The organism is Micromonospora sp. BQ11 (genome assembly GCF_052068135.1).
Classification (GTDB): domain Bacteria; phylum Actinomycetota; class Actinomycetes; order Mycobacteriales; family Micromonosporaceae; genus Micromonospora.
Genome location: NZ_JBQHDB010000008.1, coordinates 68,666 through 92,955, shown reverse-complemented (window position 1 = coordinate 92,955; position 24,290 = coordinate 68,666). Strand labels below are relative to the sequence as shown.

Genomic DNA, 24,290 nt, shown 5'->3' with positions numbered 1-24,290 from the left:
CAATCGGGGCATCGGTACGTAGGGGTACCCATCTAATTCGTGCCGGGCAGGGAGACCCGGTGCCGGGAGTCGGTGCCCAGCTTGCGCAGCACGTTCGCCACGTGGTGCTCCACGGTGCGGGGGGACAGGAAGAGCACCTCGGCGATCTGGCGGTTGGTCCGGCCGAGGGTGAGCAGGCGGGCCACCTCCTGCTCCCGGGGGGAGAGCCCGACGCCGTAGCCGCGCCGGCCGCGCCGCTGCGCCGGGGTCGCACCGTGACTGCGGGCCAGCCGGTGGCACCGGGCCGCGTCGGAGACCGCGCCGAGCCGGGCGAAGCGTTCGGCCACGGCGACCAGCCGGTCCGCGGCCGACTCGCCGCGGGCCAGGGCGCAGCGAGCCGCGGCCTCCGCGGCCTGCGCGGCGTCGTACGGCGCCGGGAGTGCGGCGTACGCCCGTTCGGCGGCCTCGTACCACTCCCACGCCGCCGCCAGCTCCCCGGCCTGCTCGGCCACGGCCGCCCGGGACATCAGCAGGGCCGCGCCGGTGTACGGGCAGTCCTTGCCGGCCGTACCGTCGGCCAGGTCCTCCACGACCCGGCGGGCCTGGTCCGGGCGAGCGCCCCGGTGCAGGGCGGTGACCGCGGCGAGGGCGAGTTCGCCGTGCCAGACCCACGTCCCCTTCCCCCGCGCGGTGTCCAGGCCGTGCAGCGCGTGCGCCACCGCCGCCGCGTGGGCACCCTGTGCCAGCAGCACCCGGGTCTGGGCCGCGGCGACGGCGGCGACCTGCGGCGCGGAGCCGTCCGCCGCGCTGCGCAGCACCGGCGCGTCGAGGTAGCGCAGCGCCTCGTCCCACTCGCCGCGGGCGATGGCCAACCGGCCCAGCACCAGCCGGGCGTCGCCGGCGATCAGGGGCATGTCCTGCGCCTCGACGGCCACCTGCGCGGCCCGGGCTGCCAGGCCGTGCCAGTTGCCGGTGGCGTAGTCCAGCAGCAGGCCGCTGGCCCGTGCGGAGATGGCCTGGTAGGACGCGCCCGCGTCGGCCGCCACGCGCAGCGCCTCGCGCAGGTAGCGGGCCGCCCGCTCATGGTGGCCCAGCCAGACGCAGGAGTCGGCCAGATTGCCGTACGCCCGGGCGACCTGCTGCCGCTGCCCGACCGTGCCCAGGTGCTCGGTGAGCCGTTCGGCCAGGGCCCAGGTCTCCGGCTCGCCGAGTTGGGCGAGCAGCGAGAGCCGGTTGACGAAGACGGCGGTGGCCAGCGCCGGGTCGCGTCCGCGTACGGCCGCCCGCTCCGCCTGTTCGATCCACCACCGGTGCTCGTCGACGTGGCGGGCGCCCCAGTACGGCATGCCCAGCGCCGCCATGCCGCGCGCCGCCAGCGCGGGCCGGCGCCGCAGCTCGCCGACCGCGTGGACGATCTCGGCGCAGCCCCGTTCCGCCAGGCCGGCCTGGTTCATCAGCAGCAGACCCAGGGCGAGACGGAGTTCACCACGGCTGCCGGCCGGGAGGTGCGGGTCCTGCAGGATCTGCTCCAGCAGTCGCTGGGTCTCCCGGTAACCCAGCCCGGTGAGCGCCACCCGACCCAGCTTCAGCGCCAACCGGGTCCGGGCCGCGCCGGTCGTCACCGCATCGGCCAGCACCTCCCGAAGCAGGGCGACGGCGCGCAGGGTCTGTCCCACCGCCACCGCCCGGTCAGCCGCCGCCTCGGTGAACCGCAGCACGCGCTCCACGTCACCGACCGCCCGGGCATGGCGCAGCAGGTCGTCCAGCGGGCGGTCGGTGGTGCCGTCGTCGAGCACCCGCAACGCGGCCCGGTGCAGCCGACGCCGCTCCGGGCCGGGAATCGTCCGGTACGTCGCCACCGCGGCCAGGCCGTTGGCGAAGGCGTACCGGTCGGCGGCCACCTCGACCAGCACGCCGGAGCGCAGGGCGCGGCGCAGGCCGTGCCGGACCGCCGTCTCCCGGAGCCCGCCGACCCGCTGCAGCGTCGACTCGCCGGCCGGGCCGTGCAGCACGGCCGCCGCGCGGGCGACCTGCCGGGCGGTCGGGGGCAGGTCGGCGAGGCGGGCCGCGTACAGCTCGTGGACCGGCAGGGGCACGGGGACCGCCGGCGGCAGCCGCAACGGCTCGTCCGTACCGGGATCGACGGCCTCCGGCGCCAGCGCCCGGCACAGCTCGATGACCAGCAGCGGGTTGCCGGCGGTGAGCCGGCACAGCTCAACGGCGGTGCCGGCCTCGATGATGCGCCCCGTCACCGCCCGGGCCAGCTCGGCCACCTCGGTCGCGGTCAGCGGCGGCAGGTCGAGGACGGCGGTGCTGACCGCCGGGCCGGGCCGCCAGGGCCGACCGAAGACCGGCCCGGTCAGTTCCTCCGGCCGGTAGGCGACCAGCAGCGCCACACCGGGGGGTGGAGCGGCGGCGAGGCAGCCGAGCACCTCCCGGGAGGGGCGGTCGGCGTGCTGGAGGTCGTCGACCGCCAGGGTGAGCCCTCCGGTGGCCCGCAGTGCGACGTGGAGCGCGCGCAACGCGGCGGGTCCGTCGCCGGGTGCCCGGTGTCGCTCCGCCGGGGCGTCGTGGCCGCGCACGGCGGCGAGGATGTCGGCGACGAGGGTGTACGGCGGTGCGTCGCCGAGCGCCGGACAGCTCACCAGCGCCACCGGCGCCGACGCGCCGAGCGCTCGGGTGACCAGGGTCGTCTTGCCCGACCCGGCGGGGCCGGACACCAGCAGCACCGACGGACCGGCCCGTGCGACGGCCGAGGCGATCCGCAGTTCCCGTTCCCGCCCCACGAAAGCCGGCATCCCACGTCACCTCGGTGTCGCGCCGCTGGTGCCGACCACCTTAGTCATCGATGCCCGTCACCGCCTGTCCGTCGGGGTGGCCGGTCAGGGGATCATGGTGCGCAGGACCAGGTCCACCGTGCCGGTCACCGCCGGCACCAGGAGGACGGCGATCGCGGTCAACCACAGCGACGCCCGGCCGGCGGGTCGGGTGAGCACCCGGTACAACAGGGTGCCGGCAGCCGCTCCGGCGAGCATGAGCACCGGCGCGCCGCAGGCCGCCAGGGCGTACCCGATCGGTGTGACCGCCGTTCCCCAGACGAGGAACGCGTGCAGTCCGAAGGCGGCGCCGGCGATCAGGTACCGGAGCCGGACCGTGCGGGGTCGCGGTAGCGCCAGCACCAGCGCGGCGGTCAGCAGGGGGAGGCCCGCCGTGACCCGGGGGTCGGCGGCCAGCCCGTACCGCTGCGCCTCCGCGCCGGCCGAGCCGCTCAGACTCAGGCCGACCAGGACGGCCACCACCAGCCAGTAGCGGGCCCGGGGGTCCACCGCCCGCAGGAGACCCAGCGCCAGGCCCGCCCAGGCCGCTGCCACGAGGACGTACGCGGGACTCGTGTGCGTCAGGTTCGCCTGCGTGACGATGCGGACCAGGTGTTGATGGTCCGGATTCGTCGCCAACGCGCCGAAGCTGCCCGCCGCGACGGCGAACTCTTGGGTCGGGTAGTTCTGCAAGGGCCCCATCACCACCGCGCACGCGAGCACGGTCAGATAGCCGAGCAGGTACCGGGTGACCCTCCACATGGGTGGCACGCCGGTGAGGGCGTGCCGGCAGGACCAGAACCCGATGCTGATCAGGGCCATCGAGCAACCCAGCATCGCATGCGGAAAGGACCAGTTGGTCTCGTCGAGGCCGAAGGACGTGTGCCAGGCAGCGTCCGCCGGGCCGGCCAGGGCGATGCCGGCCATGCCGCCGGTGAGCAGGAGCAACGAGCCCGGATGGCGCTGCCCGAGGACCGGCACCGGCCAGGGCAGCGTGACGTGCGGACCGAAGCAGTCGCGCAGACCCGGTCGCACGTCGAGCACGGCGACCAGGGCCATCGCGACGGCGGCGAACGTGTAGATGAACAGGTGTGGCGGCGAGAAGAAGCCGTCGAACGGCTGCGTGCGGTGGTACTCGGCGTCCCACGACCCGCCGATCAGCAGGTCGACCGCCACCACCCACATGACCGCCCACAGCACCCACCACGCGGCCCGTGGACGCCGGTCCACCGCCGGCCGGACGGCATGCGCGGTTGGTCGGATCGGCTGCGACATCCGGTCTCCTCGCTGTCGGGTCGGGGGCAGCTCTTCCGCCCTGACAGCGCCACGGACCCTGATTCGGGGCCATGAACGGGGCGGGTTCGAACCATCTTCCGACTGTGCGGCGACCGGCGCCAGTGGCGTCTCGACGGCCATCCGGCGGTGACGGCGGCGCGGGCCAGGCCGCGGCGGGGAGGCCGGCGTCATGGGCCAGGATGGCGGCCGGGACGTGGTGCAGCCCGACGTCCCGCGTCAGCTCCGCGCGGTTCCCGGCGCGGGGCGGAGCTCGTCGGGAAGCGCGACACCTGCCAGGTGGGCGCGGACCATAGCGGCGAACAGGTCGGGCGCCTCGCCGCTCCAGCCGTGGCCCACGCCCGGTGCCAGCCGCGCCTGTCCGTGTGCGAATCCGTTCGCCAGCTCCGGCAGCGACCGCCGGATCAGCTCGTGTTCGTTGCCGCCGGCGACGGCGAGCAACCGGCACGGTGAGCTACCCGCGGCCTCCGGAACCCCGAAGGTCATCAGCTCCGCGCCGACGCGGCGGAAGGTGCCGGGGGCCATGGCCTTCGCGGAGGCCCGGAAGCCGTCGAAGTCCTCGGCCGGGACGCCGAGCCCCCTCGCGGTGGCGCGCAGCATCGGCCCGGAGGTGACGAGCGGCGCCATGACCAGGCCGGCGAGGCGCATCAGGACGGGGTTCGGGTACGGCAACACGTTGACGCCGCTGACGATGGCGGACTCGACGACGTCGGGGACGCTCGCCGCCAGCTGGACGACGATGGTGCCACCGAGCGACAGCCCGACCACGTGGGCCCGTCCCCGTGGGCTGCGCGACCGGATGACGTCGGCCATCGCCGCGACGGTGTCGGCCACCGACACCCACGGCCGGGTGTTGCTGCGACCATGGCCGGGCAGATCCGGTACGAGTACGTGCAGGTCCTCGGCGAGCGAAGCGGCGAGTCCCCGCCACATCCAGCCGCTGGTGGCCGCCCCGTGCAGGAGCACCACGCAGGGGGTGTTGCCCCGGCCGAACTCCTCCACGTGGAGGGTCGTGTCACCAGCACGGTGCCGCCGGGTCATCGGGACCGCGCCGCGTCGAGCATGCCGTTGACGAGGCCGGCCACGCTGTGCGGATCGCGGACGCTGGCGACGAAGTACCGGTCGGCGGACAGCTCCAACCGCACACCGGGGCCGTTGCGCAGGATCAGGCCGCGGCCCGCGCGGTCGAGGTTCATCCGGTAGCCCCAGCCACCCCACTCGGCGACCCGGACCGTGGTCGACCACGCCGAGGTGATCTCGTCCAGCGGCACGCGGACCCGCGGCCATCCCCACGGACCGAACCCGACGGTGACGCCCCGGAAGTCGACGGTGAGTCGCGTGCACAGCACCGCGAGCACGAGCAGGGCGGTGATCACCAGGGGCGCCGCGACCCAGAGGTCGACGGCCACGGCCAGCACCGCGGCGATGACCAGCAACGGCAGCAGGACCAGGTACACCGGGAGCGGCACCGATCCGACCTCGCTCCACACCGCGCGTTGGCCGGGCCGTAGCTCGATGCGTTCGAGGTCAGCCGGGGGAGGGTTGGCGGCCTTGGGGTGCGCCGGCGGGGCGCCGCACGCCGCGGCGGCGAGCAGCGTCCACGCCGTCACGCCGCCCATCAGCGCGAGAATGTGCCAGGTCGGTCCGGGAGCGGCGGTGGCCTGCGGCGCGTCCAGCGCCAGGTCGACGGTGACCAGCCACAGCCCGGCGCAGAACGCGGCGACGGCGGCGGCCACGGCGATCACGACGCGGCGAGCACGCCAGCGCAGGCCGGGCGCCAGCGCCGCGACCAGAGCGATCGCGGCGGCCATCCCGGCCACCCACAGCAGCGCCGTGAGGGTCGCACCCAGTCCGGCCACGCCGTCGACGCGACCGGACGCGTTCCAGTGCCGGGGCAGCGGGTCAGGAAGCCGGGTCCGCCAGACCCGCCCGGTGAGCTGTACGACAGCGGTGGGAGCGGCGGCGACCACGACGGCCGGCAACCACCGTGCCGCCGCCCGCAGGCGAGCCCCGTTCATGCGAGCCTCCGCACTTCCGCGACCAACTCGTCGAGGTCGAGGCCGAGTCGTCGAGCAGCAGCGAGAAGGTGGTGTGCCGCATCGACCAGGCGAGCCCGGTCCGCCGCCTCGTCGCGGCGGACCGTGGCGCCCCGACCGCGGCGCAGCTCGATCAGACCCTCGTCGCGCAGCTGCCCGTAGGCGCGCAGGACCGTGTGCATGTTGACCTGTAGACCGTCGGCCAGGTCCCGGGCGGCGGGAAGCCGGTCGCCCGGGCCGAGCGTGCCGGCGGCGACGGCGCCCCGGACCTGAGCGGCGATCTGCGCGGCCAGCGGGACCCCCGACGCGGGGTCGATGCGAACCAACATGTTCGCATTCTATACAAACAAAGCAACAAAGATGACCGGCGCCCGGGTGGGCGAGGATGTACGGCGTCAGAGCGTGGCGAGGGCGAAGGAGAGCACGAAGCCGGCGGTGGTGCTCAGGGCGACAGCGGGTCCGCCATTCTCGTAGGCCTCCGGCATCAGGGTGTCCGCCAGCGACGCCAGCACCGCTCCGGCGGCGAAGGCCAGCGGAAGGGAGATCGTCTCCGGCGTGGCGTTCGCCAGTGGACCGGCGCCGAGGAGCACCGCCAGGACGAGGAGGGCCGCGCAGGCGGTCCAGGTGCCCAGGACGAAGCGGCGGGAGCGTCCCTGCGCCCGCATCGAGGCGCTGCCGACCAGCGCCTCGGGGAAGTTCGACACGAAGATGGCCGCGAGCAGCGCCAGCCCCCCGGTTCCCTCGCCCAGCGAGACCCCGAGGGCGACGTTCTCCGGTACGCCGTCGAGCGTGACCGCCGCCAACAGCGCGAGCCCGGCGGCACCGGTCACCGACGCGGTCGACGGCGCGCGGTCGCTGGCCGCCGCGTCCGGGTCGAGTTTCTCGCTGCCGTGCGGTTGCTTCCGGCGGCCCCTCGCGACCCGGTCCAGGCGAGCACTGAGCACGGTGAACACCACCGCGCCCGCGACCAGGCCCAGCACCGCACGCCAGATCCCCCCGTGCTCATAGGCGTCCTCGAACAACTCGAACGCCAGCGCGGTGATGAGGGCGCCCGAGGCGAACGCGAGCAGCGCGGCCAGCAGTCGCTTCGGCAGGCGGAACCGGACACCGGCGAGCGCGCCCAGCACCAGGGCGCTGGAGGCCACCACCCCGAACAGGAACGCTTCCATGCCACCGCCATACCCCGGCAGCCGGACGCGTCAACCAGTCCCGCCCAATAAAATTAATGCTGTCAATGCATCGATCTCCGGGTTCGCCGGATGATCCGCCTGGCACCCGCGTAGGCCAGTCCGGCGGCGAGCACCCACGGCGCCGCGACGATGATCGGGTCCAGGCCGTGGTGTACCTGGTCCACCCGCTTGCCCTGGGCGCGGGAGGCCGGTCCATGGTGCGTGAACTCACTGATCACCCCGCTCCCGATGAGCGGATTGTCGGGACGGCGGGTCAGGAACGACCGCAGCGTGCTCTCCACGACATCGACGCGGTCCGCGGCCAGGAGGAGCAGCCAGTGCGCGGCGCGTGCCTCGCTGTACGTGCGGTAGGAGTACCTCCGGATCGCCCCCGACAGTCCCCGCGGTGGGCAGGAGGTGCCGAACACGGGGGTGAGGAACTTGTGTTCGATCGACCGCTCCCGCGGCCACCGTTCGGGCTGCCGCTCCGGGAAGCGCCAGCGTGCGCCGTTGAGGTCCGGGTCGAACTTCTCCCTGGGTACGGCGGGGCGGTCCTTGGGATCGAGGTCGGCGCCCCACCCGGGGATCCGGGCGCGAAGCTCGTCGCTGGACTCCGCCAGTGTCGGCTTGTCCGGTGTGTAGGGCATGGTCGGGCTCCCCGTCTGGTCAGGCGGCGTTCGGAATGATCAGCGGCTTGATGCAGCCGTCGAGCTTGGCGGAGAAGATGTGGTAGGCCTCGGCGATGTGCTCCAGCGGGATCCGATGGGTCACCAGGTCGCTGGGCTTGAGGTAGCCGTTGCGGATGTGTTCGAACAGGCGGGGCCACTGCCGCTTCACCGGGCACTGGTTCATCCGCAGGGTCAGCCCCTTGTTCAGGGCGTCGCCGAACTTGACCGCGCTGAACATCGGCCCGTAGGCGCCCATCACCGAGATCGTGCCGCCCTTGCGCACCGAGTCGATGGCCCAGTTGAGGGCAACCGGGGAGCCACCCTGGAGCTTGAGCTTGGTCGCGGTCACGTGCTGCAGGAAGTTGCCGTCCGCCTCGGCCCCGACGGCGTCGATGACCACGTCGGCGCCGAGGTGGTCGGTGAGCTTCTTCAGGTGCACGACGATGTCGTCGTACTCGGCGAAGTTGCAGGTTTCCGCATGGGCGAACGACTCGGCCTTGGCCAGCCGGTAGTCGAGGTGGTCGACGACGATCACCCGGCCGGCCCCCATCAGCCAGGCCGACTTCGCCGCGTACAGACCCACCGGCCCGGCCCCGAAGACCACCACCACGTCCCCCTCGACGATGTCGCCGAGCTGGGCTCCGAAGTAGCCGGTGGCGAGGGCGTCGGTGAGCAGGACGGCGTCGTCCTCGTCCATCCACTCGGGGATGACGCTGGGGCCGATGTCGGCGAACGGCACCCGGACGTACTCGGCCTGGCCGCCGTCGTACCCCCCGCACGTGTGTGAGTAGCCGTAGATGCCGCCGACGGCAGTGGCGTTGGGGTTGACGTTGTGGCAGTTGCTGAACAGCCCTCGGGCGCAGAAGAAGCAGGACCCGCAGTACACGTTGAACGGGACCATCACCCGGTCGCCGGGCCGCACGTTCTGGACCGACGGGCCCACCTCGTCGACCACGCCGACGAACTCGTGACCGAAGGTCGTGCCGACCCGGGTGTCGGGCATCATCCCGTGGTACAGGTGCAGGTCGGACCCGCAGATCGCCGCCCGGGTCACCCGTACGATCGCGTCGTTGGGGTGTTCGATCGGGGGGCGGTCCTTCTCCTCCACCCGCACCCGGTACGGACCCCGGTAGACCATTGCTCGCATCGGTTGCCTCCTGGACCAGCGCTGGTGGACACCTCGCCCCGGCACCGTCCGAAGCTCTTCCGTCGGTACCCCGGCGACCTGCCGACAAACTGGGACACCGCGCAACGGCGGCTGCCGGTCATCCGGAATGGACACCGGCCGGCGCCCATCCTGCTTCCCGTGCCGTCGGTACCTCAGGTACTCGCCCGGTCCGGATCGGCGCCGGCCATGGTGGACCGGTCGTCGCCGTGGTAGCCGTGCCAGTCGAGGACGAGCATGCAGGCGTCGTCGGGCAGGGTGGGTCCGGCGACCTCGAGGACGGCGTCGCCGAGTTCGCGGACGACCTCCCGGGGGTGCAGGCCGGTGAGGCCCTTCAGCCGTGCGGGCAGGTCGAGGCCGGCGGCACCGCGTTCCAGCATGCCGTCGGTGAGCAGGATGAGCCGATCGCCGGGGAGCAGCGCGACGTCGGTGGTGCGGAAGGTCCGGTCGCGCAGTACGCCGAACGGCGGGTCGACCGGTAGCACGAGGGGCGCGACCGTTCCGTCGCGGACCAGGAGTGGGGTCGGGTGGCCGGCGTTGACCATGGCCAGCACGCCGGTGCGCAGATCGAGCCGGCCGAGAAGTCCGGTGGCGAAGGTAAACCCGCCGGGCGGATTCTCGATCAGCGCCGAGTTCGCGGCCCGGGCCTGGTCGAGAAGGGTGTGACCGCGACGGCGGGTGTGGCGCAGGCTGCCGACGCAGAGCGTCGCGGTCAGGGCGCTGTGAACGCCGTGGCCCACGGCGTCGGTGATGCTGAGGTGCAGCAGGTTACGTGCGAGGCTGTAGTCGAAGGTGTCTCCGCCGATGCTGGCCGCCGGCTCCAGCCACGCCGAGAGGGTGAACGATCCGGCCTCACAGGTGAACGAGGAGGGCAGGAGCCGCCGTTGGATCTCGGCGGCGAGGCTGAACGGAGTGGTCCGCTGACCCCATTCGAAAAGGTCGGTGTGCCGCCGGGCGGCGATCACCACGAACGCCAGCGCGTGCGCGGCCCGGGAGATCTCGGCCAGAGCATCGTCGTCCGGATCGACCGGCAACGATATCTCCAACAGTCCGATGGCCTCGCCCCGTTGCGTGACGGGCGCCATCACGACGTGATCATCTCCGCGGGAACGGACCTGCACGTGCTGGGAGCGCAGCGCCTGTTCCTGTGGCCCGCCGTCGAAGGGCAGCACGGTGGCGACGTCCTCGTCCTGCCGGCGTCCGCCGGGCCGGTTGCCAAGGGGAACGTGGGCCAGCCGGACGAGAGCGCGGCCGCTCATGTCCGCGACGAGAAACGACACCCACCGCGCCCCGAGGTCGACCCCGATGCCCCGGGTCACCGCCTCCACCGAGTCGACCGGAGCGGCGTCCTCGACGGCATGCAGCACGTTGCCCAGGTCCATGCCGGTCCACCGTTTCTCGGTCACGCGGCAGAGCATAGGCCCCGTGACCCGGTGAGGAGTCGGCACGCCGAGCGCCACGCCCGCCGGCCCGGCGCGCCGGGCCGGCGGGCGTGGCGGGCAGTATGCGGGGTGGCCCGGCGCCGGCATGACGCGCTCCTCAGCCGGCGGCGCACGCGGGGCGTTTCACGCCGGACGGGCGGGTAATCAGCCGCGCCGGCAGAACGGACGGGGTGCGGACGCGCCACCGTCCCGACGCAAGGGAGCGGATCGTCGTGCCAGATGAGCAACCCACCGTCGTCCTCGTCCATGGCGCCTTCGCCGAGTCGGCGAGCTGGAACGGTGTGATCGAACGCCTCGGCACCGGGTACCCGGTGGTCGCCGCCGCCAATCCGCTGCGCAGCGTCGCGGGGGACGCCGCGTACGTGCGGGACGTGGTGGCCGGGATCGGTGGGCCGGTCGTTCTCGTCGGCCACTCGTACGGCGGCATGGTGATCACCGAGGCCGCCACCGACCTCGCGGCCGTGCGGGCCCTGGTCTACGTCAACGCGTTCTGTCCGGACACCGGCGAGTCGGCGCTGACCCTGTCGGGGCGGTTCCCCGGCAGCACCCTGCCCGACACCCTCGTGTCCTACCCGGTGACCACCGGCGGGAACGAGGTGGCGATCGGGCAGGACGGCTATCCCGCGCAGTTCGCGGCGGACGTGCCGGGTGACCTCGCCACGCTGATGGCGCGGACCCAGCGCCCGGTCACCGAGGCGGCGCTCGGCGGCGGGCTGTCCGCCGCGTCACCGGCCTGGCGGTCCCTGCCGTCCTGGTTCGTGTTCGGGGACGCCGACCGGAACATCCCGGTCGCCGCGCACCGGTTCATGGCCGAGCGGGCGGGTGCCCGGGGCGTGCGGGAGGTGGCCGGCGCCTCGCACGCGATGACCGTGTCCCAGCCCGGCGAGGTCGCCGAGACGATCACGGAGGCGGTACGCGGCATCGGTGGCTGACCGCGCCGGCGTCACCAATCCCGCCGCGCGCTGTCAGTCGAGGCAGAACTCGTTGCCCTCGGGGTCGGCCATCACGAGGTGACCGGCGCCCAGCGGGGGAGCGGGTTCGTGACGGCTGAGCCGGGTGGCGCCGTGGGAGACGAGCCGCTCGGCCTCCGCCTCCAGGGCCGCCATCCGCGCGTCGCCCTGCTGCCCCGGGGCCGCCCGTACGTCGAGGTGCACCCGGTTCTTCGCCTGCTTGCCTTCGGGTACGCGCTGGAAGAACAGCCGTGGCCCGGAGCCCTCGGGGTCGACCAGCGCCGAGGCGTCGTTGCGGCGCTCCGGCGGTACGCCCATCGCCTCCAGTGCCTGCTCCCACGACTCGAAGCCCCCGGGCGGGTCCTGCGTCCGGTAACCAAGGGCCTCGGCCCAGAACGCGGCCAGGCCGGCCGGGTCGGCGCAGTCGAAGGTGATCTGGACGTCGCGGGCCATGTCAGCTCGCCTCCTGTCGGGTCTGCCAGTGGATGTCACGGTCGCAGAGCAAGAGCTCCCCGTCACGGCTCCACCCTGCCGCAGATTGCGGACAGGGTCGTTCCGCTATCTGTGCAACGATCGGCGCGTGACCGTCGAGGCGACGACCGAGCGGGTGCTGCGGCTGCTGGGGCTGCTGCAGCGTCGGTCGTCCTGGACCGCCGGCGAACTCGCCGCCGAGCTGGGCGTCACGGACCGCTCGGTCCGCCGCGACGTGCGGCGACTGCGCGCGCTCGGCTACCCCGTGCACGCGACGGCCGGCGTCGGGGGCGGCTATCAGCTCGGCGCGGGCACCCGGCTGCCGCCGCTGCTCCTCGACGACGAGGAGGCGATCGCCACGGCGGTCTCCCTGCGGCTGGCGTCGGGGGGCACGGTCGCCGGGGCGGCCGAGGCGGCCCTGCGGACGCTCGCGAAGCTGGACCAGGTGATGCCGTCCCGGCTGCGCGCCGAGGTGCGGGCGGTGCACGACGCCACCGAGATCCTCGTCGGCCCCGGGGTCGAGATCGACGCGGAGCTGCTGGTGATGCTCGCGCGCGCCTGTCGCGACGCCGTCCGGGTGCGATTCCGGTACGCCGGCCGTGACGGCGGGGAGCGGGAACGCACGGTGGAGCCGGTGCGAATGGTCACCACCGGCCGCCGGTGGTATCTGATGGCCCGGGACGTCGACCGCGACGACTGGCGTACCTTCCGGCTGGACCGGATGCGGGAGACGGTGGCGACCACCTGGCGCTTCCGGGCGGGCGAGCATCCCGACCCGGTCGCCTACGTGCAGCGGTCGGTGACGGGTGCGCCGTACCGGTATCTCGCCCGGGTGCGGGTGCACGCCCGGCCGGACGCGGTGCGGGAGCGGGTGCCGCCCCAGGTGGGACGCGTCGAGGACGATCGCGACGGGTGGTGCGTGCTCGTCCTGGGTGGGGACGACCTGGACTGGCTCGCCGCGCACGTCGCCCGGCTGGGCTTCGAGGCGGAGGTTCTGGAGCCTGCGGAGCTGCGCGAGGCCGCGGTCCTGCTGGCCCGCCGCCTCGCGGCGATGGCCGACCCCCGCTAGTCCCTGCTGCCGGGGCGCGCCCGCCACTGCCGCACCCCGTACGCCAGACCGCTGGCCAGGAAGAGCGCGGCGGTGAGCAGCAGCCACCGCCCGAGCAGCGGTTCCCGTTCCAGCCCGGTCGCCGCCCGGTAGGTGTCCCGGCCCTGGGCGAGGATTCCCGGCAGGTACACGAGGAACAGCAGCCCGGCGGCGAGCGCCGGCACGCGGACGTGGTTGAGCGGGGACGGGCCGTCGACCGCGGCGGCCACCCGGGCGCGCAGCACCCGGTCCACCGCCGCGTAGGCGGGGAAGAGGACCAGGTCGTGCGCGACCACCGCGCCCACGAACCAGAGCAGAATCGCGCCCGCCGTCGACTCACCGGCGATCCGCAGCAGCACCCATCCGGCGACGGCGAACGCGCCGGCCATCAGCAGCAGGTGCCGCAGCGGTGCACCGTAGACGGCCCTCACCGGGCCGCCCCGGCGAAGTCGATCTCGGCCACCCACTTCGTGCAGTGCACCCCGGGCAGCGCCGGCACGATGACCCGCGCCGGCCACCCGTGGTCCGGTGCCAGGTCGGCGCCGTTGACCCGGAGCGCGAGCAGCGAGTCCGGATCGAGGACCTGGTTGGCGGCGAGCGTGGCCTGCCGGAACAGACCCGCCTTCTCCAACGACCGTACCGTCGTCGCGTCGACGTCGTCCGTGCCGACGAGGGCGGCGAGGTCGCGCAGGCGTACGCCGGTCCAGGTCTGCAACGTCGACCAGCCCTCCACGCACGCGATCGGCAGGCGTGCCGTGTGCTGCGGCAGGGCGAGCAGCGCGGCGCGGTCCAGGGCGAGCTGCCGGTCGCCGGCGCGCAGCGTCAGCCGCCAGGCCGGCCCGGTGTCGTCCGGGCGGATTCCGGCGGCGAGCGCGGTGCGGTTGACCACGAACCCGTTCGGGTCGCTGCCGGGCTGCCGGCCGCGCGGCAGCAGCAGGGCGGTACGCCGCCACGCACCGTCCAGGCTCTGTCCGACGGTGAGCGCCCCCAGCAGCACGGACAGGCCTCCCACCAGCGCGATCGCGCCGCGCCGGCTGACCGTCGCCGCGCCCGGCGCGGGTGCCACCAGCCCGTCCGGGTCGGGCGGCTCGGGGCGGGTGGCGGCGCGCGGCGTCGCCAGTTCCCGGCGGGCCGGGCGGGACCGCAGCGCGGTGACCAGCCGGGGCAGCTTGAGCGCCACGTGCGCGACGAGGGCGGCGGTGAAGACCCACGCGCCGAAGTAGTGCGCGGTGTAGAAGTCGAACCCGAAGAGGTACGCGTACTGCATGTTCAGCAGCCCGGTGGCGATCTCGAACAGGATTCCACCGACCAGCAGGAGCAGCGTCAGCCGTTCCAGCACCTGGGCCACCGAGCGAGCCGGTGGCCAGTCGAACAGCTTCGGCAGCACCGACCAGAGCTTCGCCAGCACGACCGGCACGAGCATGATCCCGAGCGTCACGTGCAGGCCCTGGGTGACCCGGAACAGCCAGGACGGCCGGGTCGGCCAGTCCACGGCGGGCGGTCTCAGCCATCCGACGTCGCTCGGGAACGCCTGGGAGAACCGGGGGCCGTACGCCAGGTGGTCCAGCAGCCCGGTGACGATCACCAGGGGCAGGGTGACGAGCAGGACCAGGCCGAACGTCGAGGTCAGCCAGGGACCGCGCAGCGGGCTGCGCCACCGTCGGGGGAGCCCGCGAACACCGGGCGGCGGGTGGGCGGCCAGGGCTCGCCACCAGCGCCGGGGGAAGCCGTACCCCGCCCCGGCGGGATCGTCCCCGGCGGGAGAGGCGTCGTCGCTGCTCACGGGTGAAGGCTAGGTCCGCGCCGGGCGCCGGGCCCCGATTCGGCGCATTACCGAAGCCTTACCGAACCGTGCCGGCCCGAGGTCGCGGCGCACTTGTTGCGAGGTCCTTACGGCCGGGCGAAGTCGACCCCGGCCCCGGCCGGCCGCCCTACGCTGGCCGGCATGCGCGTACTGCTCACCGGCGCGGCCGGTTTCGTCGGGTCGCACGTCGCCGACCTGCTCGCCGCCGGGGGGCACGAGGTGGTGGCGCTGGACGCGCTGCTGCCCGAGGCGCACGGCGGGGAGCTGCCGGAATGGTCCCGGCGGCACGCCCCGGTGGTCGGTGACGTGCGGGATGCGGACCTGCTCGGCCGGCTGCTGCGCGGGGTCGACGCGGTCTGTCACCAGGCGGCGATGGTCGGCCACGGCCTGGACCCGTCCGACGCCCCGGCGTACGCGAGCCACAACGACCTCGGTACGGCGGTGCTGCTGGCCGCCATGCACTCCGCCGGGGTGTCGCGACTGGTGCTGGCCAGCTCCATGGTGGTCTACGGCGAGGGGCGCTACTCCTGCGCGGCGCACGGCGTGGTCCGCCCCGCCCCGCGCCGCCCGGACGACCTCACCGCCGGCCGCTACGACCCCACCTGTCCCCGCTGCGGCGAGCCCCTCGTCCCCGAACTCGTGCCGGAGGACGCCCCGCTGGAGCCCCGCAGCACGTACGCCGCCACGAAGCTCGCCCAGGAGCACCTGGCCGGCGCGTGGGCCCGGCAGACCGGGGGTGGGGTGTGGGCGCTGCGCTACCACAACGTCTACGGTCCCCGGATGCCCCGGGACACCCCGTACGCCGGGGTCGCCTCGATCTTCCGGTCGGCGCTGGCGGACGGCCGGCCGCCCCGGGTGCTGGAGGACGGCCGGCAGCGCCGCGACTTCGTCCACGTCACCGACGTGGCGCGGGCCAACCTGCGCGCCCTGCGCACACCGCCACCGGCGGATCTGGTGCCGGTCAACGTCTGCTCGGGCGAGCCACGGACGGTCGGCGACCTCGCGGCCACCCTGGCCGCCGCGATGGGCGGGCCGGCGCCGATGGTCGTCGGGGGTGCCCGCTCCGCCGACGTCCGGCACGTCGTCGCCGACCCGCGACGCGCGGCCGACCTGCTCGGCTACACCGCCCGGGTCGGCTTCGCCGAGGGGGTGGCCGCGTTCGCCACCGACCCGCTGCGCGAACCGGCGGCCGTCGCGGCCTGACACCACCCCCGCGCCGGCGGCGTTGTCGCGTGTCGGGGCCGTTCAGGACACCGTCCACACCAGGTGGTTGACGGCCAGCGCCGTCGCGGCCTGGCCGGCGAGCCACCAGCGGCGCGCCCCCGGCGGCAGGTGGACGGTCGCCACCAGCAGCCACACCGCGAACGGCAGCCAGATCCGCTCCACCTCCGCCTTGCTCAGCCCGGACAGGTCGGCGGCGAGGACCACCACCGCCGCAGTCACCGGCAGCAGCACGGTCGGCCCGACCACCGTCGGCAGCGCCCGTGTCCCGCCCGCCCGCCGGAACCCGCCCCGGAGCGCCCCGACGCCCGTGTGGACGGCCCGCCGCAGCGCCGGCCCCAGCACCGGACCGGCACAGAGCAGCAGCGCCGCCAGGTTCGCCCACACCCAGTAGGCGTACGGGCGGTCGGCCGCCCAGCCCTGGTAGTAGCGCTCCACGACCAGCCGGTACCCGTCCCACCAGCGGAAGCCGGCCACCTCGAAGGCGAGCACCACCGCACCGACCCCGACCGCGCCGGCCGTGAGGGCGGACAGCCGCCCCGACGGTCGCAGCGCCAGGACGGCGAGGGCCAGCAGACCGACCAGCACGAAGCCGTACGACAGGTGCAGCGCGAAGCCCAGCAGCAGCCCACCGGCGGCCGGTGCGGCCCGTCCGCGTACCGCGAGCAGGGCCAGACCGGCGGCGACCACCCCGGCGAAGAGCCCGTCGGCCGACGCGCCCACCCAGACCGCACCGGGCAGCAGGACCAGGAACGGCACGACGGCACGGGCGGCGTCGACCGCGCCGAGGGCCCGCAGCCCCACCGGCACCGACACGGTGACCGTCGCCCCGACCAGGACGCAGGCCAGCGCGGCTGCGGTTCCCCCACCCAGCCCGATCCGGTCCAGCCACACGAAGACCAGCAGCGCGCCCGGCGGGTGCCCGGCGGTGTGCGTGGACCAGGAGTCCGGCTGGAAGTCCAGGATCCGGCCGCTGAACCCGGCCACCATGGCGGCGACGTCGGTGACGCGGGGGACCTCGTGCAGGTACTCCGCCTGCGGGGTGAGCCGCTCGGTGAGACCGGTGGACGCGCCGTCGACCAGGGCCAGGGCCAGCGTCCAGGCGACCGAGGTCACCCAGGCCGCCCCGAGCAACGGGACCCAGCCGGCGGTACGCGCCCAGGCGAGCCCGGGACCGAGCACCGCGAGCGCGACCAGCAGCGCCGCCGGCGTACCCCCGCCGACGTGGGGCCCCCAGGTGGCGAAGAGCGGAGCCGCGTCGGCGTGCAGACGCACGCCGCGCGCGTTGAGGACCGCGCCGACGGCCACGGCGGCACCGACCAGGCAGACCTCGACGCCGAGCACGGTGAGGTCGGCGCGCGAACGGCGCTCCGGCGTGCTCGCCGGGACCTCGGGCCGGGTGGTGGTGGCTTGCATGTCGACCGGACGGTACGGCCCGGAACGGCCCCGCGACAGCGGAACGGCGGGAACGTCACCGTCCGGTAAGAACCGATCAGGTGGTAAGAGATCCGTAAGACCGGATTCGGCCACGGGCCCCGGTACGCCGTCCTAGCGTCGGCGGTATGCCGACACCGATCGACGTGGTGCTGCCCTGCCTCGACGAGGGCGCCGCCCTGCCCGGCGTGCTCTCCGCGCTGCCGCCCGGTTACCGGGCGATCGTGGTGGACAACGGGTCCCGGGACGGGTCGCCGGAGGTGGCCGCCGCGTACGGCGCCCGGGTGGTGCGTGAGCCCCGGCGCGGCTACGGCGCGGCCGTGCACACCGGCATCGAGGCCGCCGAGGCGGACCTGGTCTGCGTGCTCGACGCGGACGGCTCCTTCGACCCCGCCGAGCTGCCCGCCCTGGTGGCTCCGGTCGCGGCGGGCGCGGCCGACCTGAGTGTGGGACGCCGCCGACCGGTGTCCGCCGCGGCGTGGCCCTGGCACGCGCGGGCCGGCACGGCGCTGGTCGCGGCGCTGCTGCGGCACCGGGGCGTGCCCCTGCACGACCTCAGCCCGGTCCGGGTGGCCCGCCGCGACGCGCTGCTCGCCCTGGGCGTCACCGACCGCGCCTTCGGCTACCCGCTGGAGCTGCTGATCCGCGCGGCGGCGGCCGGGTGGCGGATCCACGAGCGGGACGTCACCTACGCCCCGCGCGCCGCCGGCACCCGGTCCAAGGTGTCCGGATCGGTACGGGGGACGTGGCGGGCCACCCGCGACTTCGCCGGTGTTCTGCGTACCGTCGGCGGTGCCCGGTGACCGTCCTGCTGGTCATGGCGAAGGCACCGGTTCCCGGCGCGGTCAAGACGCGGCTCTGTCCACCGGCTACGCCGGCGCAGGCGGCCCGGATCGCCGCCGCCGCCCTGCTGGACACCCTGGACGCGGTCCGCGCGACCCCCGGGGTGACTCCCGTGCTGGCGCTGCACGGACAGCTCGCCGACGCGGAGGACGGTGCCGCGCTGACCGACGCGGTGCGGGGCTGGACCGTGCTCCCGCAGCGCGGCGACGGGTTCGGTGACCGGCTGGCCAACGCCCACGCCGACGTCGCGGCGGCCTTCGGAGACCGTCCGGTCGTGCAGATCGGCATGGACACCCCGCAGGTGGACCCGGTGCGGCTGCGCGCGGCGGTGCGGCGTCTCGGCGTGGCCGAGGCGACGCTGGGTCGTGCCGTCGACGGGGGGTGGTGGCTGGTGGGGCTGCGCGATCCCCGGCACGCGGACGCCCTCCGGCACGTTCCGATGTCCACGCCGCAGACCGGTCGGCACACCTGGACGGCCCTGGTCGGACGGGGACTGCGGGTGGCGCCCCTGGCGGTGCTCCGCGACGTCGACGAGTGGGCCGACGCCCTGGCGGTCGCGCGGGAGGTGCCGGCGAGTCGGTTCGCCGGCCGGGTCACGGCGCTGCGCCGTACCGTCGTCGGTGCCGTCCGGTGACCTCCGACGTGCTGCCGGCCCCGGTCGGGACCGTCTCCCGGGAGCCGTCCGGCGACGTGTTCGCCGCCGCGCTGGGCGGGCTGCCCGCCGCACACTGGCTGCTGCACAGCGACGGCCGGCGCAGCGCGCTGCCCGTGCACCGCTGGCACGGGCCGCCGGAGCCGGCGACCCGGGCGGTGGTCGCCCGCTGCGCCGGCCCCACCCTGGACGTCGGCTGCGGGCCGGGCCGGCTCACCCTGGCGCTGGCCCGCGCCGGGCACGCGGCGGTCGGTGTCGACGTCTCGCCGTACGCGGTGAACCTGACCCGGTCCCGCGGGGTGGTCGCCCTCCGGCGGGACATCTTCGCGTCCCTGCCCGCCGAGGGGCGGTGGGCGCACGTGCTGCTGATGGACGGCAACATCGGCATCGGCGGTGATCCGGCGGCGCTGCTCGCGCGGTGCCGGGAGCTGATCCGGTACGACGGGAGCGTCCTGGTGGAACTCGAACCACCCGGGCCGGGCCTGTGGTGCGGGCAGGCCCGCCTGGTGTCCCGCCGTGCCGACGGCGAGCTGTGCCGGGGTGCGGCGTTCCGGTGGGCGCGGCTGGACACGCGGGCGGTGCACGCCGTGGCCGTCGCGGCGGGCCTGACCGTCCGGACGGTCTTCGGCGTGGGTCGGCGTTGGTTCGGGGAACTCGTCGTCCCGGGCACCTCTACCCCCGGGGGGTACTTGCGGCATACCCCCTAGGGGTATAACGTGCGGGTGGAGGTGGACGGGATGAGAGACAAACACGCGCACACCGGCCACGGAGGCGGGCACGACAAGCACGCCGGGCACGACCCGGAGCAGTTCCGGCGCACGTTCTGGCTGAGCCTCGCCCTCACCGTGCCGATCGTGGTCACCAGTCACATGGTGATGGACTGGTTCGGCTACACCCTGGACTTCCCCGGCATCGAGCTGGTGGGTCCGGTCCTCGGGTCGATCGTCTTCTTCTACGGGGGCTGGCCGTTCCTGGTCGGCGGCGTCCGCGAGGTCCGGGACCGCGCGCCGGGCATGATGCTGCTGATCTCGATGGCGATCACGGTCGCGTACGCGGCCTCGCTGCTCACCAGCCTCGGCGCCTTCGACCTGGACTTCTGGTGGGAGCTGGCCGCCCTGGTGACGATCATGCTGCTGGGCCACTGGCAGGAGATGAAGGCGATCGGCCAGGCGCAGGGTGCCCTGGCCGCCCTCGCCGCGCTGCTGCCCGACGACGCCGAGCGGATCGCCGACGACGGCACGGTGACCCGGGCCCCGGTGGCCGACCTGCGCGTGGGCGACGTGGTGCTGGTCCGCTCCGGCGGACGGGTGCCGGCCGACGGGCGGATCGTCGACGGTGGCGCCGAGCTGGACGAGTCGATGATCACCGGGGAGTCGCGGCCGGTGCCGCGTGGCGTCGGTGACCGCGTGGTGGCCGGCACGGTCGCCACCGACTCGGCGCTGCGGGTTCGCGTCGACGCCGTCGGCGAGGACACCGCGCTGGCCGGGATCGGCCGGCTCGTGGCCCAGGCGCAGGCCAGCGGCGGGCGGGCCCAGGTGCTCGCCGACCGCTTCGCGGCCATGCTGTTCTACGTCGCCACCGCCGCCGCGGTGGTCACCTTCGTCGCCTGGTGGGCCGTCGGCGACTCCGACCAGTCCGTGGTCCGCACCGTGACGGTGCTGGTGATCGCCTGCCCGCACGCCCTCGGGCTGGCCATCCCCCTGGTGATCGCCCTGTCCACCGCGCTCTCCGCGAAGGCGGGCGTCCTGGTGAAGGACCGGCTGGCGCTGGAGCGGATGCGTACCGTCGACGCGGTGCTGTTCGACAAGACCGGCACGCTCACCAAGGGACAGCACACGGTCACCGGCATCGCCGCCGCGGGTGGCACGACCGAGGACGAGGTGCTGCGGGTCGCCGCCGCCGTCGAGGCGGACAGCGAACACCCCCTGGCCAAGGCGATCGTCGCGGTGGCGTCCGAGCGCGGCCTGCGGGCCACCGCCCGCGACTTCCGGTCACTGACCGGCCGGGGCGTGCAGGCCGTCGTCGACGACGCGACCTGGGCCGTCGGTGGCCCGGCCCTGCTGCGGGAGCGGGCCGTGACCGTGCCGGACGAGCTGACCACCGCCGCCGGGAGCTGGTCCGAGCGAGGTGCCGCGGTGCTGCACCTGGTCCGCCTCCCGGAGAACGACGACCGACCGGTCGCGGTCGGCGCGTTCGCCCTCGAGGACGAGGTCCGGCCGGAGGCCCGCGCGGCCATCGCCGAACTGCGGGAGCAGGGCGTCCGGAAGATCGCCATGATCACCGGTGACGCCCGGGCGGTCGCCGAGGCCGTCGCCGCCGATCTCGGCTTCCGGCCGGGCGTCGACGAGGTCTTCGCCGAGGTCCTGCCGGCTGACAAGGACCGGGCGGTCGCGGAGTTGCAGCGTCAGGGCCTGACCGTGGCGATGGTCGGCGACGGGGTCAACGACGCACCGGCCCTGGCCCGCGCCGACGTCGGCCTGGCCATCGGCGCCGGCACCGACGTGGCGATCGAGTCCGCCGGGGTGATCCTCGCGTCGTCGGACCCGCGCGGCGTCACCGGCGTCATCCGGCTGTCCCGGGCGGCGTACCGGAAGATGGTGCAGAACCTGGCCTGGGCCGCCGGCTACAACGTGGTGGCGATCCCGCTCGCCGCGGGTGTCCTCGCCTGGGCGGGGTTCACCCTCAGCCCGGCGGTCGGGGCGGTGCTGATGTCCGCCTCGACGATCGTGGTGGCCGTCAACGCCCAACTGCTGCGCCGGGTCCGCCTGACTCCCGACGAGAGCTGACACCGGCGCCGGGCCCGGTCGGGACGCGGCCGACCGGGCCCGGCGCCCGCGCCGAGGTCAGGGCGCCGGTGGCGGGTCGCCGCGGTCCTCGGGTGGGAAGGCCAGGGCGACGGTGAGGTCCAGGACCGTGGCGGGATCGTGCAGGCGGTCGCCGTACAGCTCGCGCAGCTTGCCCATCCGGTAGCGGACCGTCTGCGGGTGCACGAAGAGGTCAGCGGCGACGTCGTCCCGCCGGCCGTGGTGCAGCAGCCAGGACCGCAGCGTCTCGGTGAGCCGGTCGGCGGTGGCCGCCGGCAGCGCGGCCAGGGGCGCCAGGGCCCGGGCGCGCAGGTCGGCGAGGCCCTCCGGGTCCGCGCCGAGCACCAGCTCGGCGAGGTGCTCCTCGGTGTCCAGGGGCGGCCCCTCGGCGGGCGGCCGCCGGCCGAGGGCGAGCGCCCGGGTGACCCGCTCGTAGGACGACACCGCCCGGGTCCACGGCCGGGCCGGCCCGACCACCGCCCGGCGTCCATGCAGCACCCGGGCGAGCTGCCGTCGGTCGCCGTGCGCGTCCGGCACCAGCAGCACCGCCAGATCCTCGCCCGGCCCGGACACCGGCAGGTCGTCGGGGCCCTCCAGCGTGTGCTCGGGCAGCAGCGCGAGCGCCGCCCGCAGGTTCGCCCGGGGCAGCAGGACGACGGTGAGCGTCTGCGGCGGCGGCCAGTCCGCCCGGTCGACGCTGCGCAGCAGCGCCTCCTCCGGCTCACCGGTGAGCAACTGCCCGGCCAGGCGTTCCAGGTTGCGGCGCTGGGCTCGGCCGGAGCTGGCCAGCTCGTCGGAGTGGCCGGCGACGCTGGCCGCGGAGAGCTCGTCGATGTAGGCGAACATCAGCTCGGCGAACTCGGCCACGGTCGCGGCGGTGAGGCCCTCCCGCACCGTGGTGGTGGCCATCCCCCGCCAGGACACCCGGGCGCCGACCCGGTACGCGGCGAGCAGCGCGTCCATGCTCCGGCCGGAGCGTGCCTCCCCGCTGCCCAGGGCGTAGGCGGCCTCCAGGGCCGACACCAGCGGCGTACTCGGGTCGCCGCCCCGCGGGCGCTCGATGAGCTGAAGGAACGTGCCGAGGGCGAGCTGCACGGCGGCCTCGATCTTCTCGCGCATCTGCCCGGTTAGGGCGCCCGAGTAGCTGGGTACCTCAGCGGTGATGGCGGTGATGGTCCGCTCGGCGAGCACCGGCAGTCGGTCCCGCAAGGCGCCGGCTACCCGCTCGTCCAGTTCGAGGTGGGCAGCGCGCCGCGTTGCCTCGAAGCTTTCCGGCATCTTTGTCACCTCCGAACAAAAGAGTCGGCCCGGTTCACCTTCGGAGGTGAAGCTTTTATGCCATTCTGCCGCGACGATCGGGATATGACCACCACCGTCCCCCGGTCTGACGCCGCACCAACCCTGCGCGGCAGGATCCTGCGGCTCGCCGCGGCGGTCACCACCCCGCTGCTGCCCGACGACTACCTCGACCTGGTCGCGCCCCTGCGTGCCGGCGCGGACCTGCGCGGCCGGATCCTGGACGTCCGGCCGGAGACCGCCGACGCGGCGACCCTGGTGATCCGTCCCGGCCGCGACTGGCGGGGCCACACCCCCGGGCAGTACGTGCGGCTCGGCGTCGACGTCGACGGTGTCCGGCAGTGGCGGGCCTACTCGGTCACGTCCTCGCCGGGCGCGCGTACCGGGCCGATCGCGGTCACCGTGAAGGCCATCCCCGACGGGGTGGTCAGCAACCACCTGGTCCGCCGGGTGCGCCCGGGCACGGTCGTCCACCTCGACCAGGCGCGGGGCGACTTCGTGCTGCCCGCGACGCGGCCGGAGCGGGTGCTGTTCGTGACCGCCGGCAGCGGCGTCACGCCGGTCATGGGCATCCTCCGATCCGGTGCCCTCGCCGGCGCCGACGTGGTCGTCGTGCACTCCGCGCCCACCCCGGCGGACGTGATCTTCGGCGCGGAGCTGCGCGCCCTCGCCGACGCCGGGGCACTCCGGCTGGTCGAGCGGCACACCGACACCGCCGGGCTGCTCTCCGTCGGCGACCTCGACGCCCTCGTGCCGGACCTCCTCGACCGGGAGACCTGGGCCTGTGGGCCGGTCGGTCTGCTCGACGCCCTGGAGGCGCACTGGGAGGCCGCCGGACGGGCCGACCGGCTGCACACCGAACGGTTCCGGCCGACCGTGGTCACCGCCGGTGAGGGCGGCACGGTCACCTTCGGCCGCTCCGGCGCCACCGTCGTGGCCGACGGCGCCACCCCGCTGCTCGACGCCGGCGAGGCCGCGGGCGTGCTCATGCCGTCCGGCTGCCGGATGGGCATCTGCTACGGCTGCGTGCTGCCGCTGCGCGAGGGCGCCGTCCGCGACCTGCGCAACGGTGCCCTGACCACGGCCGTTCCGGGGGACGGCGTCCTCATCCAGACCTGTGTGTCGGCCGCGGCCGGCGCCTGCGACATCGACCACTGATC

Annotated in this window: 22 protein-coding genes; 8 read left to right on the top strand and 14 right to left on the bottom strand. The window is 74.7% G+C overall.

Annotated elements, in window-relative coordinates:
* Nucleotides 1-32: 32 nt before the first annotated feature.
* From ACTMSW_RS18525 to ACTMSW_RS18485, 9 genes are all read right to left on the bottom strand, one after another.
* Nucleotides 33-2,777, bottom strand: a complete 2,745-nt coding sequence (locus tag ACTMSW_RS18525) for a LuxR C-terminal-related transcriptional regulator (RefSeq protein WP_441181872.1) — start codon at nt 2,775-2,777, stop codon at nt 33-35.
* An 84-nt stretch (nt 2,778-2,861) separates the two neighbouring features.
* Entirely contained in the window at nt 2,862-4,070 is a 1,209-nt protein-coding gene (locus ACTMSW_RS18520; protein ID WP_441181871.1) for a hypothetical protein, read from the bottom strand.
* A gap of 237 nt (nt 4,071-4,307) precedes the next feature.
* Nucleotides 4,308-5,090 carry an alpha/beta fold hydrolase gene (locus ACTMSW_RS18515; protein WP_441181870.1) on the bottom strand — a complete coding sequence of 261 codons (783 nt, stop codon included), beginning with the start codon at nt 5,088-5,090 and terminating at the stop codon, nt 4,308-4,310.
* Nucleotides 5,091-5,125: 35 nt separating this feature from the next.
* Nucleotides 5,126-6,106: a hypothetical protein gene (locus ACTMSW_RS18510; protein ID WP_441181869.1), complete on the bottom strand. Its 981-nt coding sequence runs from the start codon at nt 6,104-6,106 to the stop codon at nt 5,126-5,128.
* Nucleotides 6,103-6,453 carry a GntR family transcriptional regulator gene (locus ACTMSW_RS18505; RefSeq protein WP_441181868.1) on the bottom strand — a complete coding sequence of 117 codons (351 nt, stop codon included), beginning with the start codon at nt 6,451-6,453 and terminating at the stop codon, nt 6,103-6,105. The genes ACTMSW_RS18510 and ACTMSW_RS18505 overlap by 4 nt, the downstream gene beginning before the upstream one ends.
* Before the next feature lie 66 nt (nt 6,454-6,519).
* Nucleotides 6,520-7,293, bottom strand: a complete 774-nt coding sequence (locus ACTMSW_RS18500; protein ID WP_441181867.1) for a ZIP family metal transporter — start codon at nt 7,291-7,293, stop codon at nt 6,520-6,522.
* A gap of 62 nt (nt 7,294-7,355) precedes the next feature.
* A complete protein-coding gene (locus tag ACTMSW_RS18495; RefSeq protein ID WP_441181866.1) occupies nt 7,356-7,940 on the bottom strand; it encodes a hypothetical protein in 585 nt (194 codons plus the stop codon).
* A 19-nt stretch (nt 7,941-7,959) separates the two neighbouring features.
* Nucleotides 7,960-9,108 (bottom strand): zinc-dependent alcohol dehydrogenase, encoded by a 1,149-nt coding sequence (locus tag ACTMSW_RS18490; protein WP_441181865.1) that lies wholly within the window; start codon nt 9,106-9,108, stop codon nt 7,960-7,962.
* Nucleotides 9,109-9,281: 173 nt separating this feature from the next.
* Nucleotides 9,282-10,532: a PP2C family protein-serine/threonine phosphatase gene (locus tag ACTMSW_RS18485; RefSeq protein WP_441181864.1), complete on the bottom strand. Its 1,251-nt coding sequence runs from the start codon at nt 10,530-10,532 to the stop codon at nt 9,282-9,284.
* Between the two features lie 248 nt (nt 10,533-10,780).
* Here ACTMSW_RS18485 and ACTMSW_RS18480 point away from each other — a divergent pair, with 248 nt between their 5' ends.
* Nucleotides 10,781-11,500, top strand: a complete 720-nt coding sequence (locus ACTMSW_RS18480) for an alpha/beta fold hydrolase (protein ID WP_441181863.1) — start codon at nt 10,781-10,783, stop codon at nt 11,498-11,500.
* A 33-nt stretch (nt 11,501-11,533) separates the two neighbouring features.
* Here the strand turns inward: ACTMSW_RS18480 and ACTMSW_RS18475 are convergent, their stop codons facing one another.
* Nucleotides 11,534-11,971 carry a VOC family protein gene (locus ACTMSW_RS18475; protein ID WP_441181862.1) on the bottom strand — a complete coding sequence of 146 codons (438 nt, stop codon included), beginning with the start codon at nt 11,969-11,971 and terminating at the stop codon, nt 11,534-11,536.
* 127 nt (nt 11,972-12,098) lie between these two features.
* Here ACTMSW_RS18475 and ACTMSW_RS18470 point away from each other — a divergent pair, with 127 nt between their 5' ends.
* The gene (locus tag ACTMSW_RS18470; protein ID WP_441181861.1) at nt 12,099-13,058 is read left to right on the top strand and encodes a helix-turn-helix transcriptional regulator; all 960 of its coding nucleotides are present in this window, start codon (nt 12,099-12,101) and stop codon (nt 13,056-13,058) included.
* Here the strand turns inward: ACTMSW_RS18470 and ACTMSW_RS18465 are convergent.
* Both ACTMSW_RS18465 and ACTMSW_RS18460 read right to left on the bottom strand, forming a co-directional pair.
* Entirely contained in the window at nt 13,055-13,507 is a 453-nt protein-coding gene (locus ACTMSW_RS18465; RefSeq protein WP_441181860.1) for a hypothetical protein, read from the bottom strand. The genes ACTMSW_RS18470 and ACTMSW_RS18465 overlap by 4 nt on opposite strands.
* Nucleotides 13,504-14,859, bottom strand: coding sequence for a molybdopterin-dependent oxidoreductase (locus ACTMSW_RS18460; RefSeq protein WP_441181859.1), 1,356 nt, complete (start codon nt 14,857-14,859; stop codon nt 13,504-13,506). The genes ACTMSW_RS18465 and ACTMSW_RS18460 overlap by 4 nt, the downstream gene beginning before the upstream one ends.
* 162 nt (nt 14,860-15,021) lie before the next feature.
* On the opposite strand from ACTMSW_RS18460, the gene ACTMSW_RS18455 reads away from it, so the two are divergent.
* Nucleotides 15,022-16,083: an NAD-dependent epimerase/dehydratase family protein gene (locus ACTMSW_RS18455; protein ID WP_441181858.1), complete on the top strand. Its 1,062-nt coding sequence runs from the start codon at nt 15,022-15,024 to the stop codon at nt 16,081-16,083.
* A gap of 42 nt (nt 16,084-16,125) precedes the next feature.
* Here the strand turns inward: ACTMSW_RS18455 and ACTMSW_RS18450 are convergent, their stop codons facing one another.
* Nucleotides 16,126-17,517 carry a hypothetical protein gene (locus tag ACTMSW_RS18450; RefSeq protein ID WP_441181857.1) on the bottom strand — a complete coding sequence of 464 codons (1,392 nt, stop codon included), beginning with the start codon at nt 17,515-17,517 and terminating at the stop codon, nt 16,126-16,128.
* A 146-nt stretch (nt 17,518-17,663) separates the two neighbouring features.
* On the opposite strand from ACTMSW_RS18450, the gene ACTMSW_RS18445 reads away from it, so the two are divergent.
* The 4 genes from ACTMSW_RS18445 to ACTMSW_RS18430 are packed head-to-tail and all read left to right on the top strand — an operon-like array spanning nt 17,664 to nt 21,816.
* Complete coding sequence (locus tag ACTMSW_RS18445; RefSeq protein ID WP_441181856.1) at nt 17,664-18,338, top strand: glycosyltransferase family 2 protein; 675 nt, start codon at nt 17,664-17,666, stop codon at nt 18,336-18,338.
* On the top strand, nt 18,335-19,012 hold the full coding sequence (locus tag ACTMSW_RS18440; RefSeq protein WP_441181855.1) for a TIGR04282 family arsenosugar biosynthesis glycosyltransferase: 678 nt from the start codon (nt 18,335-18,337) through the stop codon (nt 19,010-19,012). The genes ACTMSW_RS18445 and ACTMSW_RS18440 overlap by 4 nt, the downstream gene beginning before the upstream one ends.
* Nucleotides 19,009-19,737, top strand: coding sequence for a class I SAM-dependent methyltransferase (locus tag ACTMSW_RS18435; RefSeq protein ID WP_441181854.1), 729 nt, complete (start codon nt 19,009-19,011; stop codon nt 19,735-19,737). The genes ACTMSW_RS18440 and ACTMSW_RS18435 overlap by 4 nt, the downstream gene beginning before the upstream one ends.
* 30 nt (nt 19,738-19,767) lie before the next feature.
* A complete protein-coding gene (locus ACTMSW_RS18430; RefSeq protein WP_441181853.1) occupies nt 19,768-21,816 on the top strand; it encodes a heavy metal translocating P-type ATPase in 2,049 nt (682 codons plus the stop codon).
* A 57-nt stretch (nt 21,817-21,873) separates the two neighbouring features.
* Here ACTMSW_RS18430 and ACTMSW_RS18425 read toward each other — a convergent pair whose 3' ends face one another.
* The gene (locus ACTMSW_RS18425) at nt 21,874-23,112 is read right to left on the bottom strand and encodes a PucR family transcriptional regulator (RefSeq protein ID WP_441181852.1); all 1,239 of its coding nucleotides are present in this window, start codon (nt 23,110-23,112) and stop codon (nt 21,874-21,876) included.
* An 84-nt stretch (nt 23,113-23,196) separates the two neighbouring features.
* On the opposite strand from ACTMSW_RS18425, the gene ACTMSW_RS18420 reads away from it, so the two are divergent.
* Nucleotides 23,197-24,288, top strand: a complete 1,092-nt coding sequence (locus tag ACTMSW_RS18420; protein ID WP_441181851.1) for a ferredoxin reductase — start codon at nt 23,197-23,199, stop codon at nt 24,286-24,288.
* Nucleotides 24,289-24,290 lie beyond the last annotated feature (2 nt).